Source organism: Stenotrophomonas sp. GD04024 (assembly GCF_029837545.1).
Taxonomy (GTDB): Bacteria; Pseudomonadota; Gammaproteobacteria; order Xanthomonadales; family Xanthomonadaceae; genus Stenotrophomonas; species Stenotrophomonas forensis.
In genome coordinates this window covers 1-20,399 of the sequence record NZ_JAOEDV010000076.1, presented here as the reverse complement: position 1 = coordinate 20,399, position 20,399 = coordinate 1, and the positions used below count along the sequence as shown (strand labels likewise).

Annotated in this window: 19 protein-coding genes; 6 read left to right on the top strand and 13 right to left on the bottom strand. The window is 67.7% G+C overall.

What is annotated here, in order from left to right:
- The coding region (locus N7590_RS18185; protein ID WP_164241452.1) for a hypothetical protein at positions 1-236 on the bottom strand (236 nt) is incomplete at its 3' end.
- Between the two features lie 67 nt (positions 237-303).
- Positions 304-2,289, bottom strand: a complete 1,986-nt coding sequence (locus N7590_RS18180; RefSeq protein ID WP_164241451.1) for a transglycosylase SLT domain-containing protein — start codon at positions 2,287-2,289, stop codon at positions 304-306.
- Between the two features lie 151 nt (positions 2,290-2,440).
- On the opposite strand from N7590_RS18180, the gene N7590_RS18175 reads away from it, so the two are divergent.
- The 3 genes from N7590_RS18175 (at position 2,441) to N7590_RS18165 (ending at position 6,448) form a co-directional block, all read left to right on the top strand.
- The gene (locus tag N7590_RS18175) at positions 2,441-2,848 is read left to right on the top strand and encodes a biopolymer transporter ExbD (protein ID WP_164241450.1); all 408 of its coding nucleotides are present in this window, start codon (positions 2,441-2,443) and stop codon (positions 2,846-2,848) included.
- Positions 2,849-2,905: 57 nt separating this feature from the next.
- Positions 2,906-3,355, top strand: a complete 450-nt coding sequence (locus tag N7590_RS18170) for a biopolymer transporter ExbD (RefSeq protein ID WP_164241449.1) — start codon at positions 2,906-2,908, stop codon at positions 3,353-3,355.
- A gap of 231 nt (positions 3,356-3,586) precedes the next feature.
- A complete protein-coding gene (locus N7590_RS18165; protein WP_053511682.1) occupies positions 3,587-6,448 on the top strand; it encodes a TonB-dependent receptor in 2,862 nt (953 codons plus the stop codon).
- 86 nt (positions 6,449-6,534) lie between these two features.
- Here the strand turns inward: N7590_RS18165 and fhuE are convergent, their stop codons facing one another.
- The 4 genes from fhuE to N7590_RS18145 all read right to left on the bottom strand — a co-directional run bounded on the left by fhuE (position 6,535) and on the right by N7590_RS18145 (position 10,600).
- Positions 6,535-8,694 carry a ferric-rhodotorulic acid/ferric-coprogen receptor FhuE gene (fhuE, locus tag N7590_RS18160; protein ID WP_164241448.1) on the bottom strand — a complete coding sequence of 720 codons (2,160 nt, stop codon included), beginning with the start codon at positions 8,692-8,694 and terminating at the stop codon, positions 6,535-6,537.
- 229 nt (positions 8,695-8,923) lie between these two features.
- Complete coding sequence (locus N7590_RS18155; RefSeq protein WP_053511680.1) at positions 8,924-9,400, bottom strand: hypothetical protein; 477 nt, start codon at positions 9,398-9,400, stop codon at positions 8,924-8,926.
- A 75-nt stretch (positions 9,401-9,475) separates the two neighbouring features.
- A complete protein-coding gene (locus N7590_RS18150) occupies positions 9,476-10,027 on the bottom strand; it encodes a M23 family metallopeptidase (protein WP_164241447.1) in 552 nt (183 codons plus the stop codon).
- 90 nt (positions 10,028-10,117) lie between these two features.
- The gene (locus tag N7590_RS18145; protein ID WP_040007093.1) at positions 10,118-10,600 is read right to left on the bottom strand and encodes an Lrp/AsnC family transcriptional regulator; all 483 of its coding nucleotides are present in this window, start codon (positions 10,598-10,600) and stop codon (positions 10,118-10,120) included.
- A 72-nt stretch (positions 10,601-10,672) separates the two neighbouring features.
- Between N7590_RS18145 and N7590_RS18140 the strand changes: the two genes are divergently transcribed.
- Positions 10,673-11,548 (top strand): EamA family transporter, encoded by an 876-nt coding sequence (locus N7590_RS18140; protein WP_053511677.1) that lies wholly within the window; start codon positions 10,673-10,675, stop codon positions 11,546-11,548.
- A 58-nt stretch (positions 11,549-11,606) separates the two neighbouring features.
- Here N7590_RS18140 and N7590_RS18135 read toward each other — a convergent pair whose 3' ends face one another.
- The 4 genes from N7590_RS18135 to N7590_RS18120 form a co-directional block, all read right to left on the bottom strand.
- A complete protein-coding gene (locus tag N7590_RS18135) occupies positions 11,607-12,344 on the bottom strand; it encodes an endonuclease/exonuclease/phosphatase family protein (protein WP_180879119.1) in 738 nt (245 codons plus the stop codon).
- Positions 12,345-12,397: 53 nt separating this feature from the next.
- A complete protein-coding gene (locus N7590_RS18130; RefSeq protein ID WP_053511676.1) occupies positions 12,398-13,231 on the bottom strand; it encodes a thiol:disulfide interchange protein DsbA/DsbL in 834 nt (277 codons plus the stop codon).
- Positions 13,232-13,337: 106 nt separating this feature from the next.
- Positions 13,338-13,988 (bottom strand): thiol:disulfide interchange protein DsbA/DsbL, encoded by a 651-nt coding sequence (locus N7590_RS18125; RefSeq protein WP_049457690.1) that lies wholly within the window; start codon positions 13,986-13,988, stop codon positions 13,338-13,340.
- 106 nt (positions 13,989-14,094) lie between these two features.
- A complete protein-coding gene (locus N7590_RS18120) occupies positions 14,095-14,895 on the bottom strand; it encodes a c-type cytochrome (protein WP_053450785.1) in 801 nt (266 codons plus the stop codon).
- A 156-nt stretch (positions 14,896-15,051) separates the two neighbouring features.
- Between N7590_RS18120 and yihA the strand changes: the two genes are divergently transcribed.
- On the top strand, positions 15,052-15,654 hold the full coding sequence (yihA, locus tag N7590_RS18115) for a ribosome biogenesis GTP-binding protein YihA/YsxC (RefSeq protein WP_053450784.1): 603 nt from the start codon (positions 15,052-15,054) through the stop codon (positions 15,652-15,654).
- Positions 15,655-15,754: 100 nt separating this feature from the next.
- Here yihA and N7590_RS18110 read toward each other — a convergent pair whose 3' ends face one another.
- The 3 genes from N7590_RS18110 to N7590_RS18100 form a co-directional block, all read right to left on the bottom strand.
- On the bottom strand, positions 15,755-16,726 hold the full coding sequence (locus tag N7590_RS18110; RefSeq protein ID WP_164241445.1) for an MBL fold metallo-hydrolase: 972 nt from the start codon (positions 16,724-16,726) through the stop codon (positions 15,755-15,757).
- A 640-nt stretch (positions 16,727-17,366) separates the two neighbouring features.
- Entirely contained in the window at positions 17,367-18,191 is an 825-nt protein-coding gene (locus N7590_RS18105) for a helix-turn-helix transcriptional regulator (protein ID WP_164241444.1), read from the bottom strand.
- Positions 18,188-18,892, bottom strand: a complete 705-nt coding sequence (locus N7590_RS18100; protein ID WP_053509615.1) for a VIT family protein — start codon at positions 18,890-18,892, stop codon at positions 18,188-18,190. Before N7590_RS18100 ends, N7590_RS18105 begins: the two co-directional genes overlap by 4 nt.
- A gap of 152 nt (positions 18,893-19,044) precedes the next feature.
- Here N7590_RS18100 and N7590_RS18095 point away from each other — a divergent pair.
- A partial coding sequence (locus tag N7590_RS18095; protein ID WP_279935775.1) for a glutamate--cysteine ligase occupies positions 19,045-20,399 on the top strand: 1,355 nt, incomplete at its 3' end.

Sequence of the window (20,399 nt, the reverse complement as noted above, 5' to 3'; positions counted from 1 at the left end):
TACGGCAGGCCGCGCCACTCCGGCACGAACAGGCCGGCCAGGAACCACAGGCCGTAGACGATCCACAAGCAGAGGAAGTACAGCTTGATCTGCGCTTCGTCCCACAGGCTGCCCCAGCTGTCGACGAAGGCCAGTGACTTCCAGCCTTCCATCCAGGCCGCGCCACCCCAGCGCAGCACCCAGGTGGCGAGCAGGCTCCAGGCGGCGAACATCCCCATCCAGGCCAGCAGGCTCATTGCGTTCCCTCCCCAGGGAATGGACACCGGGCAGTGCCGGCCAGCGACCGGCACTACCGTGTTGCGATCAATCGCCGCCCTGGTCGGCGTTGGCGGCGCAGCTGAAGCTCTTGCGCTTGTCCACCAGGCGGCCCATCAGGCGGTCGCTCAGCGGCAGCGCATCGCCGTTGAGGCGCCAGTCGTAGATCACGCTGAAGGCCAGCACGCGGGCCACGTACTCACGGGTTTCCTTGTAGCTGATCGTTTCGATCCACAGGTCCGGATCGAAGCCCGGTCGCTGGCCCTGCCAGCGGGCGGTCGGGGTCGGGCCGGCGTTGTAGGCAGCGATGGTCACGTACGGCAGGCCGTCGTACTTGTTCATCAGCTGGCGCAGGTACGCGGTACCGATGGCGATGTTGGTGTCCGGGTCGTACAGGCTGTCGGCGCCGCCGTAGCCGGTCAGGCCGATCGACTTGGCCACGCCGGCACCGGTGGCCGGCAGCACCTGCATCAGGCCCATTGCGTTGGCAGGCGAGCGCGCGCGCGGGGTGAAGGTGCTCTCGGCGCGGATTTCGGCCGCCACCCAGGCCGGGTCGATGGCGTTGCGTGCCGATTCGCGGCGGATGGTGGCGTCGTGGTGCAGCGGGAAGCGCAGGTCGTACAGGCGCTGTTCCTGCGGCTGCTTGCCGAGTGCGAAGACGGCGCGGTCGAACCAGCCGTTGTCCTGCGCCACGCGCACGGCGAGGCGGCGCTGGGTGTCATCGAAGCGCGACAGCGCACTGTTCCATTCGGCCACGGCCCAGCCGGTGCGGTCGATCTGGTACAGCGCCATCGCACGCTGGATGGCCGGGTCGCGCGCGATCACGGCCTGCGCCTGCGCGCTGTCGTTCGGCTTCCACGGGCACAGCGTATAGCCCTGCTGCAGCTTGTCGGCGGCGAGGAAGCCGTGGAAGGTGGGGGCGCGCGCGGCATCGCGGAACAGCGCCTGGGCCTGCTGTGCCTGGCCGGTCTTCTCCAGCATGCGGCCTTCGAAGTAGCGCCAGCGCGGGTCGCTGCGTTGCTTGCTGCCCATCTTGCGCAGCGCGGTCAGTGCCGCTGGCCAGTCGCCACGCGACATGGCCTCGCGCACGCGCCATTCGTGCAACCGCTCGTCATACGCCGACTCCGGCACTGCATTGAGGCGGCGCGCCGACTCCGGCAGATAGGAGGCCACCGTCCACAGCGCGATCTGGTACAGCACCTGGCCCTGCTGGTCGGCACTCAGGCCGAGGGCCTGCGCGTACTGCGGCAGCTGCTGCTCGGTGGCGCCCGGGTCGGCCTTGGCCAGCTTGGCCAGGCCATCGGTGGCGATGCGCCGGCTGCGCTCGTTGCGCGGCCAGTTCAGTGCGCTGGCGTTGGGTTTGTCGACGAACGCGGCGTACGTGTTGGCCAGTGCCAGGTCGGTGGCGGGCAGGCCGCGCGCCGCACTGCGCATCACCGCCGGCTGCTGCGCGTCGGCGGCGGCGTCGATGCGCTCCCAGCGCAGCGCGTCACTCAACCCGCCCTGCGCCTGCAGCACGGCGAAAACCGCATCGCAGCCATCGGGCAAGGACTTGCCGTTCTTGCGCCACAGGTCCTGTGCCTCGCTGATCCATTGCGGATCGACCTTGCCGGTCACCTGGCGCGCGGTCAGCTGTGCGCAGCGCAGGCCGGCGTTGTCGGTGGGCGCCCAGTTGGCCAGCAGGGTCGGCCAGTCCTGGCGTCGCGCGACCGAGGGCAGCCACACGCTGCGGAAGGTGGTGGCCACGGCCTGGCCGTCGTAGCGCTTGAGGAAGGCCTGTGCCTGTGCGGTATCGACGGTATCGATGTTGCGGCGCAGGTTGGCGTACTCCAGCCAGCCATAGGCCGGGTGGCGGCTGAGCGCACCGGCCTGGCCGGGATCGAACTGGCCGCGCTCGGCGGCAGCGATGGCGGCTTTCAGCTGCGCATTCTGGACATCGAGGGACTGGGCATTGGCGCAGCCGATCAGCAGCGTGGTGGCCAAGGGCAGCAGGGACAGGGCGGTCGAAGAGCGTCGGGTCATGGCGCCCAGCATAGCGGGCGCTGGCTGAATTCAGTTTCGCATTGCGTGCACGCCGCCGCTCGGCAACGGCAGCTGAATGTTGCGGATACCGGCACTGCCATTCGGGGCGGCACGCGCCGTAGTGTCGGCCTTGGGCGAACGGCCCGGCTGCAGGGAGCGGCACATGGCGTTCAGTAGCGCAGGACGAAGCGGCCCACTGGCGGAGATCAATGTCACGCCACTGGTGGATGTGATGCTGGTGCTGTTGATCATCTTCATCGTGACCGCGCCGATCGTGGCCCGGCCGATTGCCGTGCAGTTGCCACAGACCACCGATCGCACGATCGATCGGCCCGAACCGCCAGCGCCGATCGAGCTGCGCCTGGATGCGTCCAACCAGCTGAGCTGGGACGGGCAACCGATGGCGATCGGCGATCTGCAGGCGCGCCTGCAGGCGCAGGCGGGCGAGCACGCCGGCAACCTGCCGGAGCTGCGTATCGCCACCGATCCGGCGGCCGAATACGAAGGCATGGCCAGGATCCTGGCCGCCGCCGAGGCTACCGGCATGGAGCGCATCGCCTTCGTGCGGTGAGTTCGTCAACGGGCGGCCGGCCATCGGCAGGCCGCCCTTCCTGCGACGGAGCGCGGTATGCGATACGGGACACAGCACGCGACCCCACTGATGGCCACGCTCAATCTGGCGCCGCTGGTGGATGTATTGCTGGTGCTGCTGGTGTTGGTGATCACCACGCTTCCGGCGGCGCAGGCCATCGGCGTCCTGCCATTGCAGCAGCGCACCTGGTGCCCGCCCTGGCCGTACCAATCATCACCGGAATCGATCGATCTGCACATCGATGCCGCAGGGGGCATGTTCCTGAAGGGACAACCGCTGGATATGCCGGCGCTGCAGCAGCTACTGGCGCAGGTGCAGCAGCTGCCACTGCCGCGTCGCCCGGCGGTGCGCCTGTCGACCGCCGACGACACCGATTACCAGGACATGGCGCGTGTGCTGCTGGCTGTCAGCCAGCACGGCCTGCGCGTGGACGCACTCGGCCGCCCATGGCGGCATTGGCAAGACGGCTTGATGGAAGGCGGTTGATCTCGGCGCACGCTGTCGCAGCTGGCATCTGTGCTGCGCACGGCGAACAGTACCGTCCGGTCTTAATCTGTCGTCATTTGACGTAATCGGCCGTCAATTGCGTCAATTCCGCGTGAAAGAGTGTCGATCATCACGCCGTGATTTTTACCGCTTGTTTACAAAGGAGACGCTGCCGCCATGCAGGGGGAGTGCGGCAGTCCATGTCCCGACATTCCTTTGGAGAGAGAGCGAATGATTCACCTGCATCACCGCCCGTTGGCGGTTGCCGTCGCGCTGTGCGTGACGGCCCTGGCACCCCTGGGTGCCGCTGCACAATCCACCACCAACCTCGATGCGGTGGAAGTCACCGGTACCCGCATCAAGCGCGCTGAAGTCGAAGGCCAGGTGCCGATCCAGACCCTGACCCGCGGTGATATCGAGCGCACCGGCCTGACCTCAATCGGCGAGGTGCTGCAGCAGCTCACCGGGTCCGGTTCGGCGCTCAACGCCAAGTTCAATTCGTCCGGCAATTTCGGCTTCCCGCCCGATGGCAGTGGCGTGGGCGCCGGTTCGGCGCAGGTCGATCTCCGCCACCTGGGCGCCAAGCGCGTGCTGGTGCTGGTCGATGGCATCCGCTGGGTCAATGAATCGTCTGCGTCGGGCGTGGGCTCGGCCACCGACCTCAACACCATTCCGCTGGCCATCGTCGAACGCATCGAAGTGCTGGAGGACGGTGCGTCATCGCTGTACGGCTCCGACGCCATTGCCGGTGTGGTCAACATCATCACCCGCCGCGATTTCGATGGCGGCCAGGTCACGCTGAACTACGGCGAATACAGCAAGGGCGACGGCACGCAGAAGGGCGTTGACCTGGCCTGGGGCAAGAGCGGCGATCGCTTCAGCCTGTTCCTGGGCGCCAGCTGGACCAAGCAGGACCCGGTGTTCGCCAAGGATCGCGAGCAGTCGCGCTTCCCGATTCCGGGCACCGGCCTGGCGTTCGGCAGTGGCGGCATTCCGCAGGGCCGCTTCGCCTTCGTCGATCCGAACACCGGCGCCTCGCAGAACATCGTGCCCAATACCGGTGTGAGCAATCCGCGTTACGACGGCAGCGCCGGCTGCAACCGCACCGATGACTACCATTGCTTCACCAGCGCCGACCGCTTCAACTTCGCCGAATACAACATGGTGCTGACGCCGTCGGAGCGCAAAGGCCTGTTCGGCCAGTTCCGCTTCGACATCACCGACAACGTGCAGTGGTACGTCAAGGCACTGGGCAACCGCCGCGAGTCGACCAACCAGGCCGGCCCGGAGCCGCTGTTCTTCGGACCCGACGGTGCCACCGGCAATCCGCTGGCCGACAACATCGTGGTCTCGCGCCTGAACCCGTACAACCCGTTCGGCTTCGACCTGGTGTCCGGCGACAACATGAGCCTGATCGGCCGCCGCCCGGTGGAAGGCGGTGCGCGCGTGTTCAAGCAGAAGGTGGACACCACCTATTTCGCCACCGGCCTGGTCGGCGACTTCCATGCCGCCGACCGCAGCTGGTACTGGGATGTCAACGGCATGTACAGCAAGAACAAGGCCGAACAGACCAACTACGGCAGCTATGACATCTACAAGGTGAACATGGCACTGGGCGATCCGGCGGTGTGCGCCGCGACCCCGGGCTGCGTGCCGCTGAACATCTTCGGCGGCGTCGGCTCGATCACCCCGGACATGCTGAAGTGGATCCAGCCGGTGGTGCGCGACCGCAGCCAGAATGAGCTGAGCCTGTTCACCGCCAACCTGTCCAGCGAGCTGTTCTCGCTGCCGGCCGGCCCGGTGTCCTTCGCCACCGGCGTCGAGCATCGCAGGTACAAGGGGTCCTACCAGCCCGATCCGTTGACGGTGATCGGCCACTACAACGGCGTACCGTCGCAGCCGACCTCCGGCTCCTATGACGTCAACGAGGCCTACCTGGAGCTGAGCGTGCCGATCTTCGCCGACTCGTCGTTCGGCAAGAAGCTGGACCTGAGCCTGGCCGGGCGCTACTCGGATTACTCCACCTTCGGTGGCGAGTTCACGCCCAAGTACGGCCTGCGCTGGCAGGTGACCGACGACTTCGTGCTGCGCACGACCTATGCCGAGGGCTTCCGTGCGCCGTCGATCGGCGAACTGTACGGCTCGGCGGCGCGTGCCGACCTGCAGCTGTTCGATCCGTGCTCGGTGGGCCTGGGTGGCACGCCGCCGCGTGGCAGTGCGGCCAACTGTGCCGCGCTGGGCGTACCGGCGGGCTTCCAGCAGGCCAACTCGCAGATCTCGGTGACCACCGGCGGCAATCGTGAGCTGGATCCGGAACGCTCGCGCAGCTTCAGCGCCGGCTTCGTGTGGAGCCCGTGGTTCGGCAACAACGCGTCGTGGTCGGAGCGCTTCGATGTGGAGGTGACCTTCTACCGCCATGCCATCGACGGCGCGATCCAGGCGATCAATGCGCAGACCCAGCTGGACCTGTGCGTGGATACGCTGGACCCGATCTACTGCAATGGCATCACCCGTGCCAGCACCGGTGCGGTCAGCAGCTTCAACAACCGCCTGACCAACCTGGGTTCGATCAAGACCGATGGCTGGGACGTGGACCTGTTCTGGACGTTGCCGCAGACCTCCATCGGCCAGTTCAAGCTGGCCTGGAAGAACACCTTCGTCGGCCGTTACGAGGCCACCGGTGCGGCCGGGCAGAAGCAGCCGCAGAAGCCCGGCGTGGAAGTGGCCGACAGTTCGATTCCGGAGTGGACCAGCAACGCCAGCATCGGCTGGACGATGGACCGCTGGAGCGCCAACTGGACGGTGCGCCACATCTCCGAGCTGACCGAGAACTGCGGCGATGCTGCGGTGTTCCCGGTGTGCAGCAACCAGGCGGCCGGCACCAACACGCTGTCGGCCACCACCTTCCACGACATGCAGGTGGGCTACAAGATCGACTGGATGAAGGGGCTGCAGCTGACCGCTGGCCTGAACAACGTGTTCGACAAGGATCCGCCGATCTGCCTGTCGTGTTCGTTGAACGGCTACGACGCCTCGACCTACGACATCCCGCGTGGTCGCTACTGGTACCTGCGCGCGGACCTGCGCTTCTGACAGCTGGATGCCGCGCCGGGAACCTCCCGGCGCGGCGCTCGACGCTACGGAATGCACGGCGCCGGGTTGCCCCGGCGCCGTTTGCATCAGAACGACCAGGTAAAGGTCAGCGAGCCGTTGCGGCCATCACCGAAGGCACCGTAACCATTGATCTGCGACAGGTATTTCTTGTCCAGCAGGTTGTTGAGGTTGGCCTGCACGCTGAACTCCGGCGAGATGCGGTAGCGCACGAAGGCGCTGACCAGCGCATAGCCGCTCTGCTCGATGCGGCCATAGGCCGGCACCGTGTAGTAGATGCGGTTCTGCCAGTTGGCGCCGCCGCCGACGGTCAGTTCCTGCAGCGACTGCGGGGTGTAGCTGGTGAACAGCTTCAACGCGGTCTGCGGCAGGTTGGTGTTGATGTCGCTGCCGTTGATGTCCTTGGCCACGTAGCGCGATGCGCCGAAGGTGGCATTCCAGCCCGGTGCCAGCTCGCCGTTCACTTCGAACTCGAAGCCGCGGCTGACGGTGCCCCGCGCGGCAATCGAAGCGAGTTCGCCGGGCCGGCCGATGATCGGTTCATTGGTGGCCTGGGCGACGTTGTCCTGCTCGATGCGGAAGACCGCCAGCGAGGCATTCAGGCGATTGTCGAACCAGGCGGCCTTGACGCCCACTTCGTAGCTCTTGCCATCCACCGGATCGAGGTAGCGATCGTTGCGGTCGCGCGCGGTCTGTGGCTGGAAGATTTCGGTATAGCTGGTGTAGGCAGACCAGGTGTCGTTGATGTCGTACACCAGGCCGGCGTAGGGCGTGGTCACCTTGTGTTCGCGGTCATCGTTCTCGCCTTCGCTCTTCCAGTCGGTGTAGCGCGCACCGAGGATCAGCTTCAGCGGATCGGCCAGCGTCAGGCGGGTGGCGAGGTAGCCGGCCTTCTGGGTGATGGTGCCGCGGCTGGCCAGCGCCAGCGGGTTCCAGTTGGGCTGGCTGATGTTGCCGGTCCAGTTGAAGTAGCTGGCAAACGGATCCCACGGCAGGTAGGCGCCGCCCACCTGGTAGTCGCCGTAGTTGGCGTACTCACGCTTGTTGTAGCTCAGGCCGGCCATGAACTGGTGTTCGCGGCCGAACAGGCGGAACGGACCATCCACGTAGCCATCGACGGCGTTGACCTTGCGCTCGGTGTTGTAGAAGCCGGCCGACGGCGAGATGCCAGCACCGGTGGTCTTGTTGAAGTTGGAGGCCCCGGTGACCCAGTTGTTGTAGGCCGGATAGAACAGCTTGTCGTCGGCCTTGGTCTCGTCGTGGGTGGCGCCGATCTTGAACTTCCAGCCGTTGCTGAAGGCATGCTGCAGCGTGGCGAAGGCACGCTTGCTGGTGGTGTCCCAGTAGGTCCAGTCCGGGCTGGCATTGAAGGACTCGTCATACGGCGTGCGGCTGCCGTCCGAGTACAGCATCGGGAAGCCGCCCCAGGTGGCGCCATTGGCGCGCTTCTGCTGGTAGTCGTAGCCCACGCTCAGCTGGGTGTCCGGGGTCAGGTCGGCATCGATGACCGCGTAGCCCAGCGTCTTGCGCTGGTTGTAGCGGTCCATCTGGCCGTCGGTATCCAGGTAGCTGCCGATGACGCGGCCACGCACGGTACCGCTGGCATTGAGCGCGCTGCCCACGTCCACGGTGGTGCGGGTGCGGCCCCAGCTGCCCACGTTCACCGAGACGCTGCCGGTCAGTTCGGCGCTGTCGGCATGCTTGCGGATCAGGTTCACCGATGCCGACGGATTGCCGGCACCACTGAGCAGGCCGGTGGCACCGCGCACCACTTCCACGCGGTCGTACAGGGCCAGATCGAGGCCGGAATCACCGTAGCTCCAGTTCTGCACCATCTGCGTCGGCAGGCCATCGAACTGGTAGGCATCGATGTAGAACCCACGCGCGTAGAACTCGGTGCGCTCGCTGTCGGACTGGGTGCTGGTCACGCCGGTGGTGTTGGCCAGCACGTCGATGATGTCGTCCAGCTTCTGGTCTTCGATGCGCTGGTGGCTGATGATGCTGATCGACTGCGGGATCTCGCGCGGTGCCAGGTCGAAACGGGTACCGGCGGAGGTACGGCGCACCGAATAGCCTTCGGCACGCTCACCCTTGACCACGACCTTGTCGAGGGTGGTCGGGTCGGCGGCGGTGTCGGCAAAGGCGGCCGGGGCGATGGCCAGGCTGAGGGCGGACAGCACCGCCGCGGACAGGCGATGGGGCAGAACGGGGGAGGTCGAACGGATCATTGGGGTTCCTGGACGGGCACGTGCGTGCGTCCGACCGGCTTCCCGGATGGTCTGGCGCCGCGGCTGGTGGGGATCTCACGCCGCTGGCGGAACCCTGCGTTCAGGGCGGTGGCTGGGCAATGCGAGCACGGACGAACCGTCCTGGCCGTCCGCAAAACGCAAATAGCGTAATAGGAATTGTTTTCGTTTACAAATGGGCGAGGGCGGTGCGCATGCTGTGGCGGCCGATCTAGTCCTGCGGCGGCAGGCGTTCGGCCTGGACCCTCATGCGCGGCCGTTCCCCCTCGATGCCGACGGCGTATTCGACGGTGATCACTACGTCCGCCTCGAGTCCGCGCACATCCAGGGACTGCACCTTCCCGGTCACGTATTCCGGAAACAGCCGTTCCGAGCCGGCGTAGTTCGTCCCGGGGGCCAGGCAGGCCAGGGTGCGCTGGATGTTGATCGTCGCGAATTCGGTGGACGTATTGGGCAGCAGCCAATCGCAGAACTGCCTGCCCGCAGGGGTGCCGCCATGCGTGCAGTGCTTGCTGAAGCTGCTCCAGTCGCTGACCAGTTCAATCGCCGGCTGGGTGCCGAGCGAGGCGCTGTTGGCGAAGGCAAGAAGATGCGCACACAACGGGTCGTGGCGTGCCTGCAGGGTGCTGCAGCCGGTGGCCAGCAGCACAAGGGCGACCAACGGCGCGGTGGTGCGAAGGCGGGTCATCGGTGTGCTTTCCCTGTCACTGCGCTTGATGATGGGTCTGGCCGGGCGTGGCGTCGAGCCTGGTCGGCCAAGGGGTCAGCGCAGCAGCGGCAGCGGGTCGCGCGCGCCTTCGGCGCCGTAGATGCCCCAGTGCAGGTGCGGCGGCGTGCCCTTGGCGTTGCCGCTGTCGCCCACGTGGCCGAGCAGGTCGCCGGGCCGGACCACCTGGCCGCGCGCCAGGCCATCGGCCCAGTCCTCCAGGTGCGCGTAGTAGTAGCGCTCGCGCGCGGGCCCGATCACCCACACCTGGCGGCCACCGAGCCCGCCCTCGCGGACATCGGCGATGACCCCGACGGTGGCGCTGCGCACCGGCGTACCGCGCCTGGCGAAGATGTCGATACCCGCGTGCGTGCGATCACGACCGCGCGGCGCGCCGAAGGTGTCGGCGATCTGCCTTGGGCGCACGCCCTCCACCGGCACCGGCAACGCGGTGGCGGCGGGCATCCGCGAGAGTGTCCACAACATTTTCGGGGCGGCCGCCCACGGGCTGTTCCACAGCGCCAGGGCTGCAACGATGGCAATGGCCAGGAACAGGCCGCGCAGCAGCCAGCGGCGCAGGCGATGGGCAGGGGAGGTGGTTGTGCTCATGGCTTCGGACTGCAGCGTCGAGCCACGCTCGACGGCTGTTTCTTTGCGGTCAAAGGGGAGTCGTCAAAGGGCAGTCGAGCAAGCTCGACTCTACAGGGGCGGTAGCAGCGGCACTTCGAAACTGCGTTTCAACGTCCCCAGTGCCACCGAGGTCCGGAAGCGCTCGATGTTGTCATCACCGCCGAACAGGCGCTCGGTGATCGCCTCGTATTCTTCCATCGACGCCGCTGAAAGCAGCAGCAGGAAGTCGCCGTCGCCGGTGATCGAGTAGCACTGCTGCACGGCAGGGTCGTCCTGCACGCGGCGCTTGAACGGCGCCACGCGCTCGCGCTGCTCGCTGACCACGCGCACCTCGACGATGATGGTCAGCGGTCGCCCGACCTTGGCTGCAGCGACCACCGCCACATTGGCCGCGATCACGCCGCTGTCCTGCAGGCGCTTGATCCGGCGTTGCACGGCCGGGGTGGACAGGTGCACGGCCTCGGCGATTTCGCGCTGCGGCAGGGTGTTGTCCCGCTGCAGCAGGTCGAGGATGGCGCGGTCGAAACTGTCGAGCACGGGGGCGATGGCCATGGCGAGCAGAAATTGCACGAACGGGCTGTCAATTGAGCCAAGTGCTCGGCGTGGGCGCAATAGACTTTGCCCATGCAGACCTCACGATTCGCGCCGATGTTGCCGGCGCTGGCGGTGCTGGGCTCGGTCACCTCGCTGGCCATCGGCACCTCCTACGCAAAACACCTGTTTCCGCTGATCGGCGCGCAGGGCACCAGCGCGCTGCGCGTGGGCTTCTCGGCGCTGTTGCTGCTGCTGTTCTGGCGGCCGTGGCGCTGGAAAACCAGCCGCGTGGATGCGATCACCATCCTGCGCTACGGGCTCACCCTGGGCCTGATGAACCTGCTGTTCTACATGGCCCTGCGCACGATTCCCTTCGGCATCGCGGTGGCCATTGAATTCACCGGGCCGTTGACGGTGGCGATGCTGTCATCACGACGACCGATCGACTTCGTCTGGGTAGGTTGCGCGGTGGTGGGGTTGTTGCTGCTGCTGCCGTTGGGGGGCGGCCCGGCGCTGGACCCGGCCGGTGTGCTGTACGCGATGGGGGCGGCGGCGTGCTGGGGCCTGTACATCGTGTTCGGCAAGCGCGCCGGCCACCTGCACGCCGGGCATTCGGTGTCGCTGGGCCTGCTGGCGGCGTCGCTGGTGGTGGTGCCGGTGGGGGTGGTGCATGCCGGTGCGGCGCTGCTCGATCCGAAGATCCTGGCGGCGGGGCTGCTGGTGGCGCTGGTATCCAGTGCGATCCCGATGTCGCTGGAAATGATGGCGCTCAAGCGCCTGCCCAAGGAGACCTTCGGCATCCTGATCAGCATGGAACCGGCGGTGGCCGCGCTGTGGGCGATGCTGCTGCTGCATGAGCACCTGCACGGGCTGCAGTGGCTGGCGATCGGCTGCACCGTGCTGGCCTCGGTGGGCAGCACGATGACCGCGCGAAGGTTGAAGGTGCCGGTGGCGCAGGCCGGGTAGTGCCGGGCCGTGCCCGGCGGAGAGCATGCCAACCAAGGTTGGCACCCACCAGGAGTGGTCAGCGCAGGGCGTCGGCCGGGACGTCGATCGCCATCGCCAGGGCGAGGTGATCGGAGAACGCGGCCGGTACGGCTTCCACGGTGCGGGTCTGCAGCCCGCTGCTGACCAGGATGTGGTCGATGGCGCGGTCGGGGCGCCAACTGGGGAAGGTCGGCACGATGCAGCCGGGCGGCTGCAGCCGGGTCTTCTGGTAGAGCACCTGCATTTCCGGCCGTTCGGCCAGGCAGTTGAAATCGCCCATCAGCACCGCGTTGGGATGGTCGGACAGCAGCTCGGCGATGAAGCCCAGCTGCGACATCCGCGAGCCCGCGCCGAGTGACAGATGCGCCACCGCCACGGCGAGACCGTCGGTACCGTCGCCGAACTTGGCCAGCAGCACGCCGCGCCCGCCGATGCGGCCGGGCAGGGCGTGGTCCTGCACTTCCACCGGTTCCAGCTTGCTCAGCAACCCGTTGGCGCTGGAGGCGACCCCGCCCATGCGCCGGTTCGGCTGGTGGCTCCAGTAATTGAAGCCGGCGCGCTGGGCCAGGTAATGGGTCTGGTTGGTGAAGCCCGAGCGCAGGCTGCCCGGGTCGGCCTCCTGCAGGCCGACGATGTCATGTTCGCGCGCCAAGGTGGCAATCGCGTCAAGGCTGCTGCGCTTGCGACCCGCCGGCAGCGCATGTGACCAGCTGCGGGTCACATAGTCGCTGTAGCGGCGGGTACTTGAGCCGGCCTGGATGTTGGCCGTCAGCAAGCGCAGGGTCCGTGTACGGGGGGAATTCACGGCCGGGGAAAACGTCTCTTGGATCAGTGAGCCTGGGCCGCACCGCGTTCGCGGGCGATCAGGTGGTCGGCAATGCGCAGCATGTCCGGGAAGCTCTTGCCCTTCACCAGGTACTTGCCATTGACGATGATCGACGGCGTGCCGCTGATCTGGCTGCGCTGGGCGAACTGCTTGGCCGAGTTGGTCTTGGCGTTCACCGCGAAGCTGCCCATGGTGGCGGCGAACTGCTTCGGATCCACGCCATAGGCGCCGTAGAACTTGGCGATGTCGTCCACCGAGTCACGGCCGCGCTCGCCCTTCAGGGTCTTCTGCGAGTGGATGGCGGCGTACAGCGCTTCGTGGGTCTTCTCCTGCACGCCCAGCGTCTGCGCGGCGTAGAAGGCACGGGCGTAGTCATCCCAGGTGCCGCCGAACATGGCCGGCACGTAGACGAAGTTCACGTCGCTCGGCAGACCGGCCTTCCACGGGCCGACCAGCGGCTGGAACGCGGCACAGGCCGGGCAGACGTAGCCGAAGATCTCGGTCACTTCGATCTTGCCGGCGGCCGGCTGGAACGGCTGGCCGTTCGGGATGACCTGGTAATCGGCGCCTTCCACCGGGGCCGGGCCGGTCAGCGCGGCGGTGGTCGGGGCCGGAGCGGCCGCCGGAGCGGCTTCGGCTGCAGCCTTGTCGCCTTCGGCAGCGGCCGGGGCAGCGCCTTCGGCGCCCGCCGCCGGAGCGGCCGGCTCGTTGCTGGCCGGGGCCGCTGCCGGTTCGGCCGGAGCCGCGGTGGTGTTGGTGCTGCCGTCGTCGGCCTTGCAGGCGGCCAGGATCGGCAGCAGCGCTGCGAGGGCGAGGGCGGCGAAACGGGTCTTCATGGAAACGTCTCCAGCATCTGGAATGGTGGGGCCGGCGTCAGGCACCGGCCAGAGGGAAATGATGACACGCGGCGGCGACAGCGCCGTGTCGATGGTGGGTGTTGGTTCAGCGGCCGCGGGCCGCGCGGGCCTGGGCGATCAGTGCCGAGGCGATGCGCAGCTGGTCGTCGAAGCTGTTGCCACGCACCAGGTACTGGCCGTTGATGATGATGGCCGGGGTGCCCGGCACCTTGGTGCGCTGGGCGAACGCGCGGGCGGCATCGACCTTCTTCTGCACGGCATCGCCCCGCAGCGCCTGCAGGTAACGGTCCGGGGCCACGCCGTAGGCTTTGTAGAAGTTGGCGAGCTCATCGGCCGAGATGTTCTGCATCGGCAGCGCGCCGTCCTGGTGCAGTGCCTTGAACACGGCGGCATGGCTGCGCTTGGCCACGCCCACTTCGTCAGCGGCGTAGTAGGCCAGGGCCCAGGCATCCCAGGCGCCGCCGAAGGCGGCCGGCACCGGGGTGAAGCGCACGTCGGCCGGCAACTTGGCGGCCCAGGCCTCCAGCTGCGGCTCGAAATGGGCGCAGTGCGGGCAGGTGTAGCCGAAGACCTCGACCACTTCGATCTTCCCGGCCAGCGGCTGGAACGGGCCCGGCTGGGCGATGCGCTCGTAGTCTTTGCCTTCCACCAGCGGTGCGTTGGCAGGGGTGGCGGCACTGGCGGCCAGCGGCAGCAGGACCAGCAGGGACAACAGCAGGCGGGGAATCAACCTCATCGACACGCATCTCCGTTGAAAAAAGCAACGCCGGCGCGGTCGCCGGCGTGAAGGAAACATACCGCAGGCAGGGGCCGCGGTGGCGGCCCGGGCCGACCAGTGGTGGTCAGGGGGCGGCAGCCGGTTGCGTTGGCGTGGCCGCAGCGGCCAGGTCGTCGGCCTTGTTGTGCAGGCCCTGCAGGTAGCTCGACAGCGCCTGCACCTCCTGTTCGCTCAGCTTCTGCGCGACCGTGGCCATGATCTGGAAATGGGTCTTGTCGGTCTCATGGGTCTGCCCGGCCTGGTACTCCTGCAGGCGTCGCGCGACATAACTGGCGTGCTGGCCACCGAGATGCGGATAGGCGGGCCCCGGATTGCCCGCGCCGCTGGGGCCGTGGCAGGCCATGCAGGCCGGCAGGCCGCGCTTGGCGTCGCCACCGCGGTACAGCTGCTGGCCGATCTCGTAGAACTTCATGCCCTTGTAAGGGCCGTCGGTGACCGCGGTGTCGTCGGCGATGCCGGCCGTGGCCTTCTGGGTGGCGAAGTAGGCGCCGATGTCGCGCATGTCCTGCGGCGTAAGGTTCTGCACGAACGGCACCATCGCCACCGCCGCGCCGGAACTGCGCTGGCCGTTGGCAATCAGGGCCATCTGCTGGGCCACGTAGCGTTCGCTCTGGCCGGCGATGGACGGGTACATCTCCACCGTGGCGTTGCCGTCGGCGCCGTGGCAGGCCGCGCAGGCCGAGGCCTTGGTCTGGCCAGCCTTGGCATCGCCCCAGTGGGTCTTGCTGAAATCCACCTCCAGCGAGGCGGTGTTGATCGGCCCGTTGTCGGGCAGCGGGGTCAACGTGGTCTGCGCGAACGCAGCGGCGGCAACGACTACGGCAGTGGCAAGGGCGGATACGGCAAGAACGCGAGCGTGGCGCATGCTAAAGCTCCGTATGGACCGGGCCGGGCGGTGGCCGCCGGCATCGCCCGGATTATCAACGGCGTTTCCGCGCACGGTCAACGCAGCAGTGCAGCAAAATGCCCGCAACGGCCGCCGGCACGGGCGCGCGGCGCCGCAACATGCGATCCTAGGCGCATGTCATTGCTCATCGAACGCGCCCGTTACCACCTCTCGGCCCACAACGTGCGGCAGCTGCCGCCCGATGAGGGCGCCGAAGTGGCCTTCGCCGGCCGCTCCAACGCCGGCAAGTCCAGCGCCCTCAACGCGCTGACCCGCCAGAACGCCCTGGCCCGCGTGTCAAAGACCCCCGGCCGCACCCAGCAGCTGGTGTTCTTCCAGATCACCCCGGACGCCCACCTGGTCGACCTGCCCGGTTACGGCTACGCCAAGGTGCCGCTGGACCTGCAGGCGCACTGGCAGGCCTTCATCGACCGGTACTTCCGCACCCGCGAAGCCCTGAAGGGCCTGGTGGTGGTGATGGATATCCGCCACCCGCTGAAGGATTACGACCGGCAGATGCTGTCCTACGCGGTGCAGCGCGGCATGCCGGCGCACGCACTGTTGACCAAGGCCGACAAGCTCAGCCGCAGCCAGCAGATGCAGACCCTGCAGAAGGTGCGCAAGGAGCTGCACTCGGCCTACGGCGACAGCGTCAGCGTGCAGGTGTTCTCCGGCGAGGACCGTACCGGCGTGGACGAGGCCCGCGCCGTGATCGGCGGCTGGCTGGGGCTGGAATAAGCGAGACCCCGTCGCCCGGCTGGCAGCCGGGCGCTACCGACCTGTTTCCTGGTAGTGCCGGCCGCTGGCCGGCAACATCGCCCTGTCCTGTGGCACACCCTCACAACGGCGAATACTCCGCCGGCACCCACGCATAGGCTTGGCCTTCGCTGCGCACATGGCCCAGGCCCGGGAACGGCAGGTGCGCACCGGCCACCCACCAACCGTTGGCGGTGGCCTGCTGCAGCAGGCCGCGACGGCTGGCCGTGGCCGCCTTGCGGTCCGAATCGGCCTCGAACGCGGCCTCCGGGTTTGCGAACTGCACCGCGTGGAAGTGCAGCACATCGCCCCACACCAGCAGTGACTGGCCCTGGCTGTCGAACCGGTAGGAGACGTGGCCCGGCGTGTGGCCGTGGGTATCCATCGCCACCGCGCCACCGGGCAGGGCATCGCCGGGGCTGAAGGTGCGCAGGTGGCCGCTGGCCTGGTACGGCGCTACTGCAGTGCGCGCCAGTGGGAAGGCGAAGCGCACGCCCTTCGGCGCCGTGGCCTCGCTGGCCGGATTGAGCCAGTAATCGGCATCGGCCCTGGACAGCCACACGGTGGCATTCGGGTAGGCCGGCTTGCCCTGCGCGTCGAGTACGCCGCACAGGTGGTCCGGATGGGCATGGGTCAGCAGCACCTCGTCCACCTCGGCCGGGTCCACGCCGGAGGCGCGCAGGTTGCCCAGCACCTGGCCCAGGCCGGGGCCGAAGCACTGCGCGGTGCCGGTATCGACCAGGGTCAGGTGGTTGCCCTGGCGCACCAGGAAGGCGTTGATCGCGGTCTGCAGCCCCTTCGTGTCTTCCGGTACGTAGCGGCCTTCCAACAGGCGGCTGACCAGCGTCGGCGGTACGTCCACCACTTCCTGCCGGCCGAGTGCGACCACGCCGTCGAACAGGGCGGTGACCTGCAGGGTACCGACGCGTTGGTGGTAGACGCCGGGCACCTGCCGGGTGGGAGCGGGCGAGCTGGCTTCGGCCAGCGCGGCCAGCGGCAGGGCGGACAGGGCCAGCAGCAGGGCGCTACGCAGGGGCAGGTGATGCAGGGTCATGGCGGTTCTCGGTGGATGACGGGCGGTTCCGTTGCCGGACAGCGTGCCGTGGCCAGCGTGTGCGCGGCGCTCAAAGCAGTGCGCGGAATGCTCAGGGAGGGGTGTTGCCTGCAGGGCTGCGCCCTGCACCCGCTGCAGGCAACAGCAACAGCAACAGCAACAGCCGAAGCAACGGTGGGCTTCCTGTGGGATGGCGGGGTGGGTCCGGTTGCGGGGGACGCCGTAAATACGTCCATGTAGGCTCGGTCGCGCTATCCATGGCGCTCACGCCCTCGCAACCGGACCCATCCCGCCTTCGACAGTTTTCTGCGAGCTGTCGGGACGGCGTTCTGCTCTGGTGGGTGTCGACCTTGGTCGACACGGTAGATCTGAACCAAATTTGATTATCGATATCTGACAGATGTGTCGACCAAGGTCGACACCTACCAACAGCACACGGAATCTGTCAGAGGTGGGGCGGTGTCGGAGTGCGGGGTGTCAGCCGCATGGATGCGGCTGCCAAGCCCCCAGGGATGGGTTCACGGCGTCCCCGCACTCCGGCACCGCCCCGCCATCCCACGGAATGCATGGCTGTTGCCGTTGCTTCGGCTGTTGCTTCAACGCTTCGGCAGGTGCAGGGCGCAGCCCTGCCGACCCCCCCCTAAATGTCTGTGGGAGCCAGTCCGTACTGTTCGGCGAAGCGCTTGCTGAAACTGGCCGCAGACCGGTAACCCGCGCGTGCGGCGACGGTCTTCAGCGGCAGGTCGGTGGTGTAGAGCAGCTGCATGCCATGCGCCAGGCGCGCCTCCGTCAGCAGCTGGCGCAGGCTGGTGCGCTCGGCGGCAAGGCGGCGACGCAGGGTTGCGCCGCTCAGCGCGAACTGTTCTTCCACATCCCGTGATTGCCAGTCGCGTGCCGGTTCGGCGGCAATGCGGTCGCGGATCTGTTCGCCCAGGCTCGGTGCCTGCGGCAGCAGCAGGTTGCCATGGCCCTGCCGGCACAGGGTCAGCACCAGCGAGGCCAGGGCCAGGCGTGCGTCGCTGTAACGGCCATCCTGCAGTGATTGCCGCCACTGGCGCAGCACGGCGCCATGTTCGATCAACGGCAACCGCGCCATCGCCGGGCCCGCACTGGGCAGTTCCTCGTTCCACAGCGTGCGCGCTGCCGCCAGCACTTCGGCACACAGCGGCACGATCGCACTGAGGTAGCGTCCGCTGTCCGGATCGGGGCTGTTGACCACGTCGATGCGGCAGCGCTGGGTCAACAGCAGGATGTCGCCGGGGAAGAATTCCAGCGACTGGTGTACGGTGCGCACCTGCTTGCGGCCTTCCAGCAGGATCGCGAACTGCGGTTGTGGAATCTCCACCGAGCTGGCGCCATGCTCGCGGCGTGCGGTGATGCAGGCATAGCCTTCGGCGCGTTCGCAGCCGGCCAGGCCGGTCATCTCGGCCAGCAGGGCGGTGGCGGCGGGTAGCATGGCGGTCATGACACGTGCGTGCCCAGCAGGCGGCCGACAGCGGCGGCGGCGGCCATCGCCAACGCGCCCCAGAACATCACCCGGATCGCGCCACGCAAGGGCGGTGCGCCACCGGCCTGCGCCGCCATCGCGCCGGTCAGGCACAGGCCGAGCAGGGTGCTGGCGGTGGTGATCATCGCAACCTTGTCGACCGGCGCGAGCAGGGCGGTCAGCACCGGCAGCGCGGCGCCGCAGGTGAACGCCCCGGCCGACGCCAGCGCGGCCTGCAGTGGGCGGGCACGCAGGGTGTCGGTAATGCCCAGTTCGTCGCGGGCGTGGGCGCCCAGCGCGTCGTGGGCGGTGAGCTGCTCGGCGACCTGCCGCGCCAGCACCGGGTCCAGGCCGCGGTGGCGGTAGATTGCGCTCAGCTCTTCCAGTTCACTGTGTGGGTCTTCGTGCAGTTCGCGTTTTTCCGCCGCCAGGTCGGCCGCTTCGGTATCGGCCTGGGTCTGTACCGAGACATACTCGCCGGCGGCCATCGACATCGCGCCGGCCACGGTGCCGGCCACGCCCGTCGCCAGCAGGGTGCTGGCCGAGGCGCCGCTGGCGGCCACGCCGACCACCAGCCCGGCCACCGAGACAATGCCGTCGTTGGCCCCCAGCACAGCGGCACGCAACCAGCCGACACGCTCGGAGCGGTGCAGTTCGGGGTGTCGTGAATGGCGACTCATGGCCGTGAGTGTACGAGGGTCAAGAGGGCGTCGGTAGGATGCTGAAACCCGTCACCGTCGCATGACGCGGCGGAGTGCCACGCTATAGTGCGCCCTTGCGATGGAAGGCCTCCAGCCCCACATCCCCCGCCACAGTCCAGCGAGCCTTCCCCTTGTCGAGCCCCAGCCACGTCGCCGATACACCCATTACCGACCGCTCGCAGCTGGTGGAGGTGATCGCCTCCGGCGAGAAGCCCCGCACGCAGTGGCGCATCGGCACCGAACACGAGAAGTTCGGGTTCCGCCTGGATGACCTGCGCCCGCCGACCTTCGACGGCGAGCGCGGCATCGAAGCGCTGCTCAACGGCCTGGTCCGCTTCGGCTGGGAGCCGGTGCAGGAAAACGGCAACACCATTGCCCTGCTGCGCGATGGTGCCTCGGTGACGCTGGAACCGGCCGGCCAGCTGGAACTGTCCGGCGCGGCGCTGGAGACCATCCACCAGACCTGCGTGGAAACCGGCACCCATCTGAACGAAGTGGCGCAGGTGGCCGGCGAACTGCAGCTGGGCTTCCTCGGCATGGGCTTCCAGCCGAAGTGGAAGCGCGATGAAATGCCGTGGATGCCGAAGGGCCGCTACAAGATCATGCGTTCGTACATGCCCAAGGTCGGCTCGCTGGGCCTGGACATGATGACCCGCACCTGCACCGTGCAGGTGAACCTGGACTACGCCACCGAAGCGGACATGGTGAAGAAGTTCCGCGTGTCGTTGGCGCTGCAGCCGATCGCCACCGCGCTGTTCGCCGATTCGCCGTTCACCGAAGGCCAGCCGAACGGCTACCTGAGCTACCGCTCGCACATCTGGACCGATACCGACGCCGACCGTACCGGCATGCTCGACTTCGTGTTCGAGGACGGCTTCGGCTACGAGCGCTATGTCGACTATCTGCTCGACGTGCCGATGTATTTCTCCTGCCGCGATGGCATCTACCACGACGCCAGCGGGCAGAGCTTCCGCGACTTCATGCAGGGCAAGCTGCCGGTATTGCCGGGCGCGTTGCCGACCCTGCGCGACTGGTCGGACCACATGACCACCGCGTTCCCGGAAGTGCGCCTGAAGAAGTATCTGGAAATGCGCGGCGCCGATGGTGGCCCGTGGAGCCGCCTGTGTGCGCTGCCGGCGTTCTGGGTCGGCCTGCTGTATGACGACACCGCGCTGGATGCCGCCTGGGACCTGGTGCGTGACTTCACCCTGGCCGAGCGTCATGCGCTGCGCGACGGTGTGCCGAAGCATGCGATGAACCTGCCGTTCCGTGCTGGCAGCGTGCGTGACCTGGCCCGCGAAGCGGTGAAGATTTCGGTGGAAGGACTCAAGCGCCGCGGCGCTCGCAATGCCGACGGCCAGGACGAGAGCAAGTTCCTGGACGTGCTGCAGGAAATCGTTGAATCCGGGCTGACCCCGGCCGAGCGCAAGCTGGCGCTGTTCCATGGCCGCTGGCACGGCGATGTGGATCCGGTGTTCCGCGAGTT

Bases quoted from the DNA above. Each gene is read 5' to 3' on its own strand.
- N7590_RS18105 (WP_164241444.1), bottom strand. From the start codon at position 18,191: ATGACCGCCATGCTACCCGCCGCCACCGCCCTGCTGGCCGAGATGACC.
- N7590_RS18145 (WP_040007093.1), bottom strand. From the start codon at position 10,600: ATGGCCATCGCCCCCGTGCTCGACAGTTTCGACCGCGCCATCCTCGAC.
- N7590_RS18180 (WP_164241451.1), bottom strand. From the start codon at position 2,289: ATGCTGGGCGCCATGACCCGACGCTCTTCGACCGCCCTGTCCCTGCTG.
- fhuE (WP_164241448.1), bottom strand. From the start codon at position 8,694: ATGATCCGTTCGACCTCCCCCGTTCTGCCCCATCGCCTGTCCGCGGCG.
- N7590_RS18125 (WP_049457690.1), bottom strand. From the start codon at position 13,988: ATGAGGTTGATTCCCCGCCTGCTGTTGTCCCTGCTGGTCCTGCTGCCG.
- N7590_RS18120 (WP_053450785.1), bottom strand. From the start codon at position 14,895: ATGCGCCACGCTCGCGTTCTTGCCGTATCCGCCCTTGCCACTGCCGTA.
- yihA (WP_053450784.1), top strand. From the start codon at position 15,052: ATGTCATTGCTCATCGAACGCGCCCGTTACCACCTCTCGGCCCACAAC.
- N7590_RS18150 (WP_164241447.1), bottom strand. From the start codon at position 10,027: ATGAGCACAACCACCTCCCCTGCCCATCGCCTGCGCCGCTGGCTGCTG.
- N7590_RS18175 (WP_164241450.1), top strand. From the start codon at position 2,441: ATGGCGTTCAGTAGCGCAGGACGAAGCGGCCCACTGGCGGAGATCAAT.
- N7590_RS18155 (WP_053511680.1), bottom strand. From the start codon at position 9,400: ATGACCCGCCTTCGCACCACCGCGCCGTTGGTCGCCCTTGTGCTGCTG.
- N7590_RS18170 (WP_164241449.1), top strand. From the start codon at position 2,906: ATGCGATACGGGACACAGCACGCGACCCCACTGATGGCCACGCTCAAT.
- N7590_RS18140 (WP_053511677.1), top strand. From the start codon at position 10,673: ATGCAGACCTCACGATTCGCGCCGATGTTGCCGGCGCTGGCGGTGCTG.
- N7590_RS18110 (WP_164241445.1), bottom strand. From the start codon at position 16,726: ATGACCCTGCATCACCTGCCCCTGCGTAGCGCCCTGCTGCTGGCCCTG.
- N7590_RS18165 (WP_053511682.1), top strand. From the start codon at position 3,587: ATGATTCACCTGCATCACCGCCCGTTGGCGGTTGCCGTCGCGCTGTGC.
- N7590_RS18100 (WP_053509615.1), bottom strand. From the start codon at position 18,892: ATGAGTCGCCATTCACGACACCCCGAACTGCACCGCTCCGAGCGTGTC.
- N7590_RS18130 (WP_053511676.1), bottom strand. From the start codon at position 13,231: ATGAAGACCCGTTTCGCCGCCCTCGCCCTCGCAGCGCTGCTGCCGATC.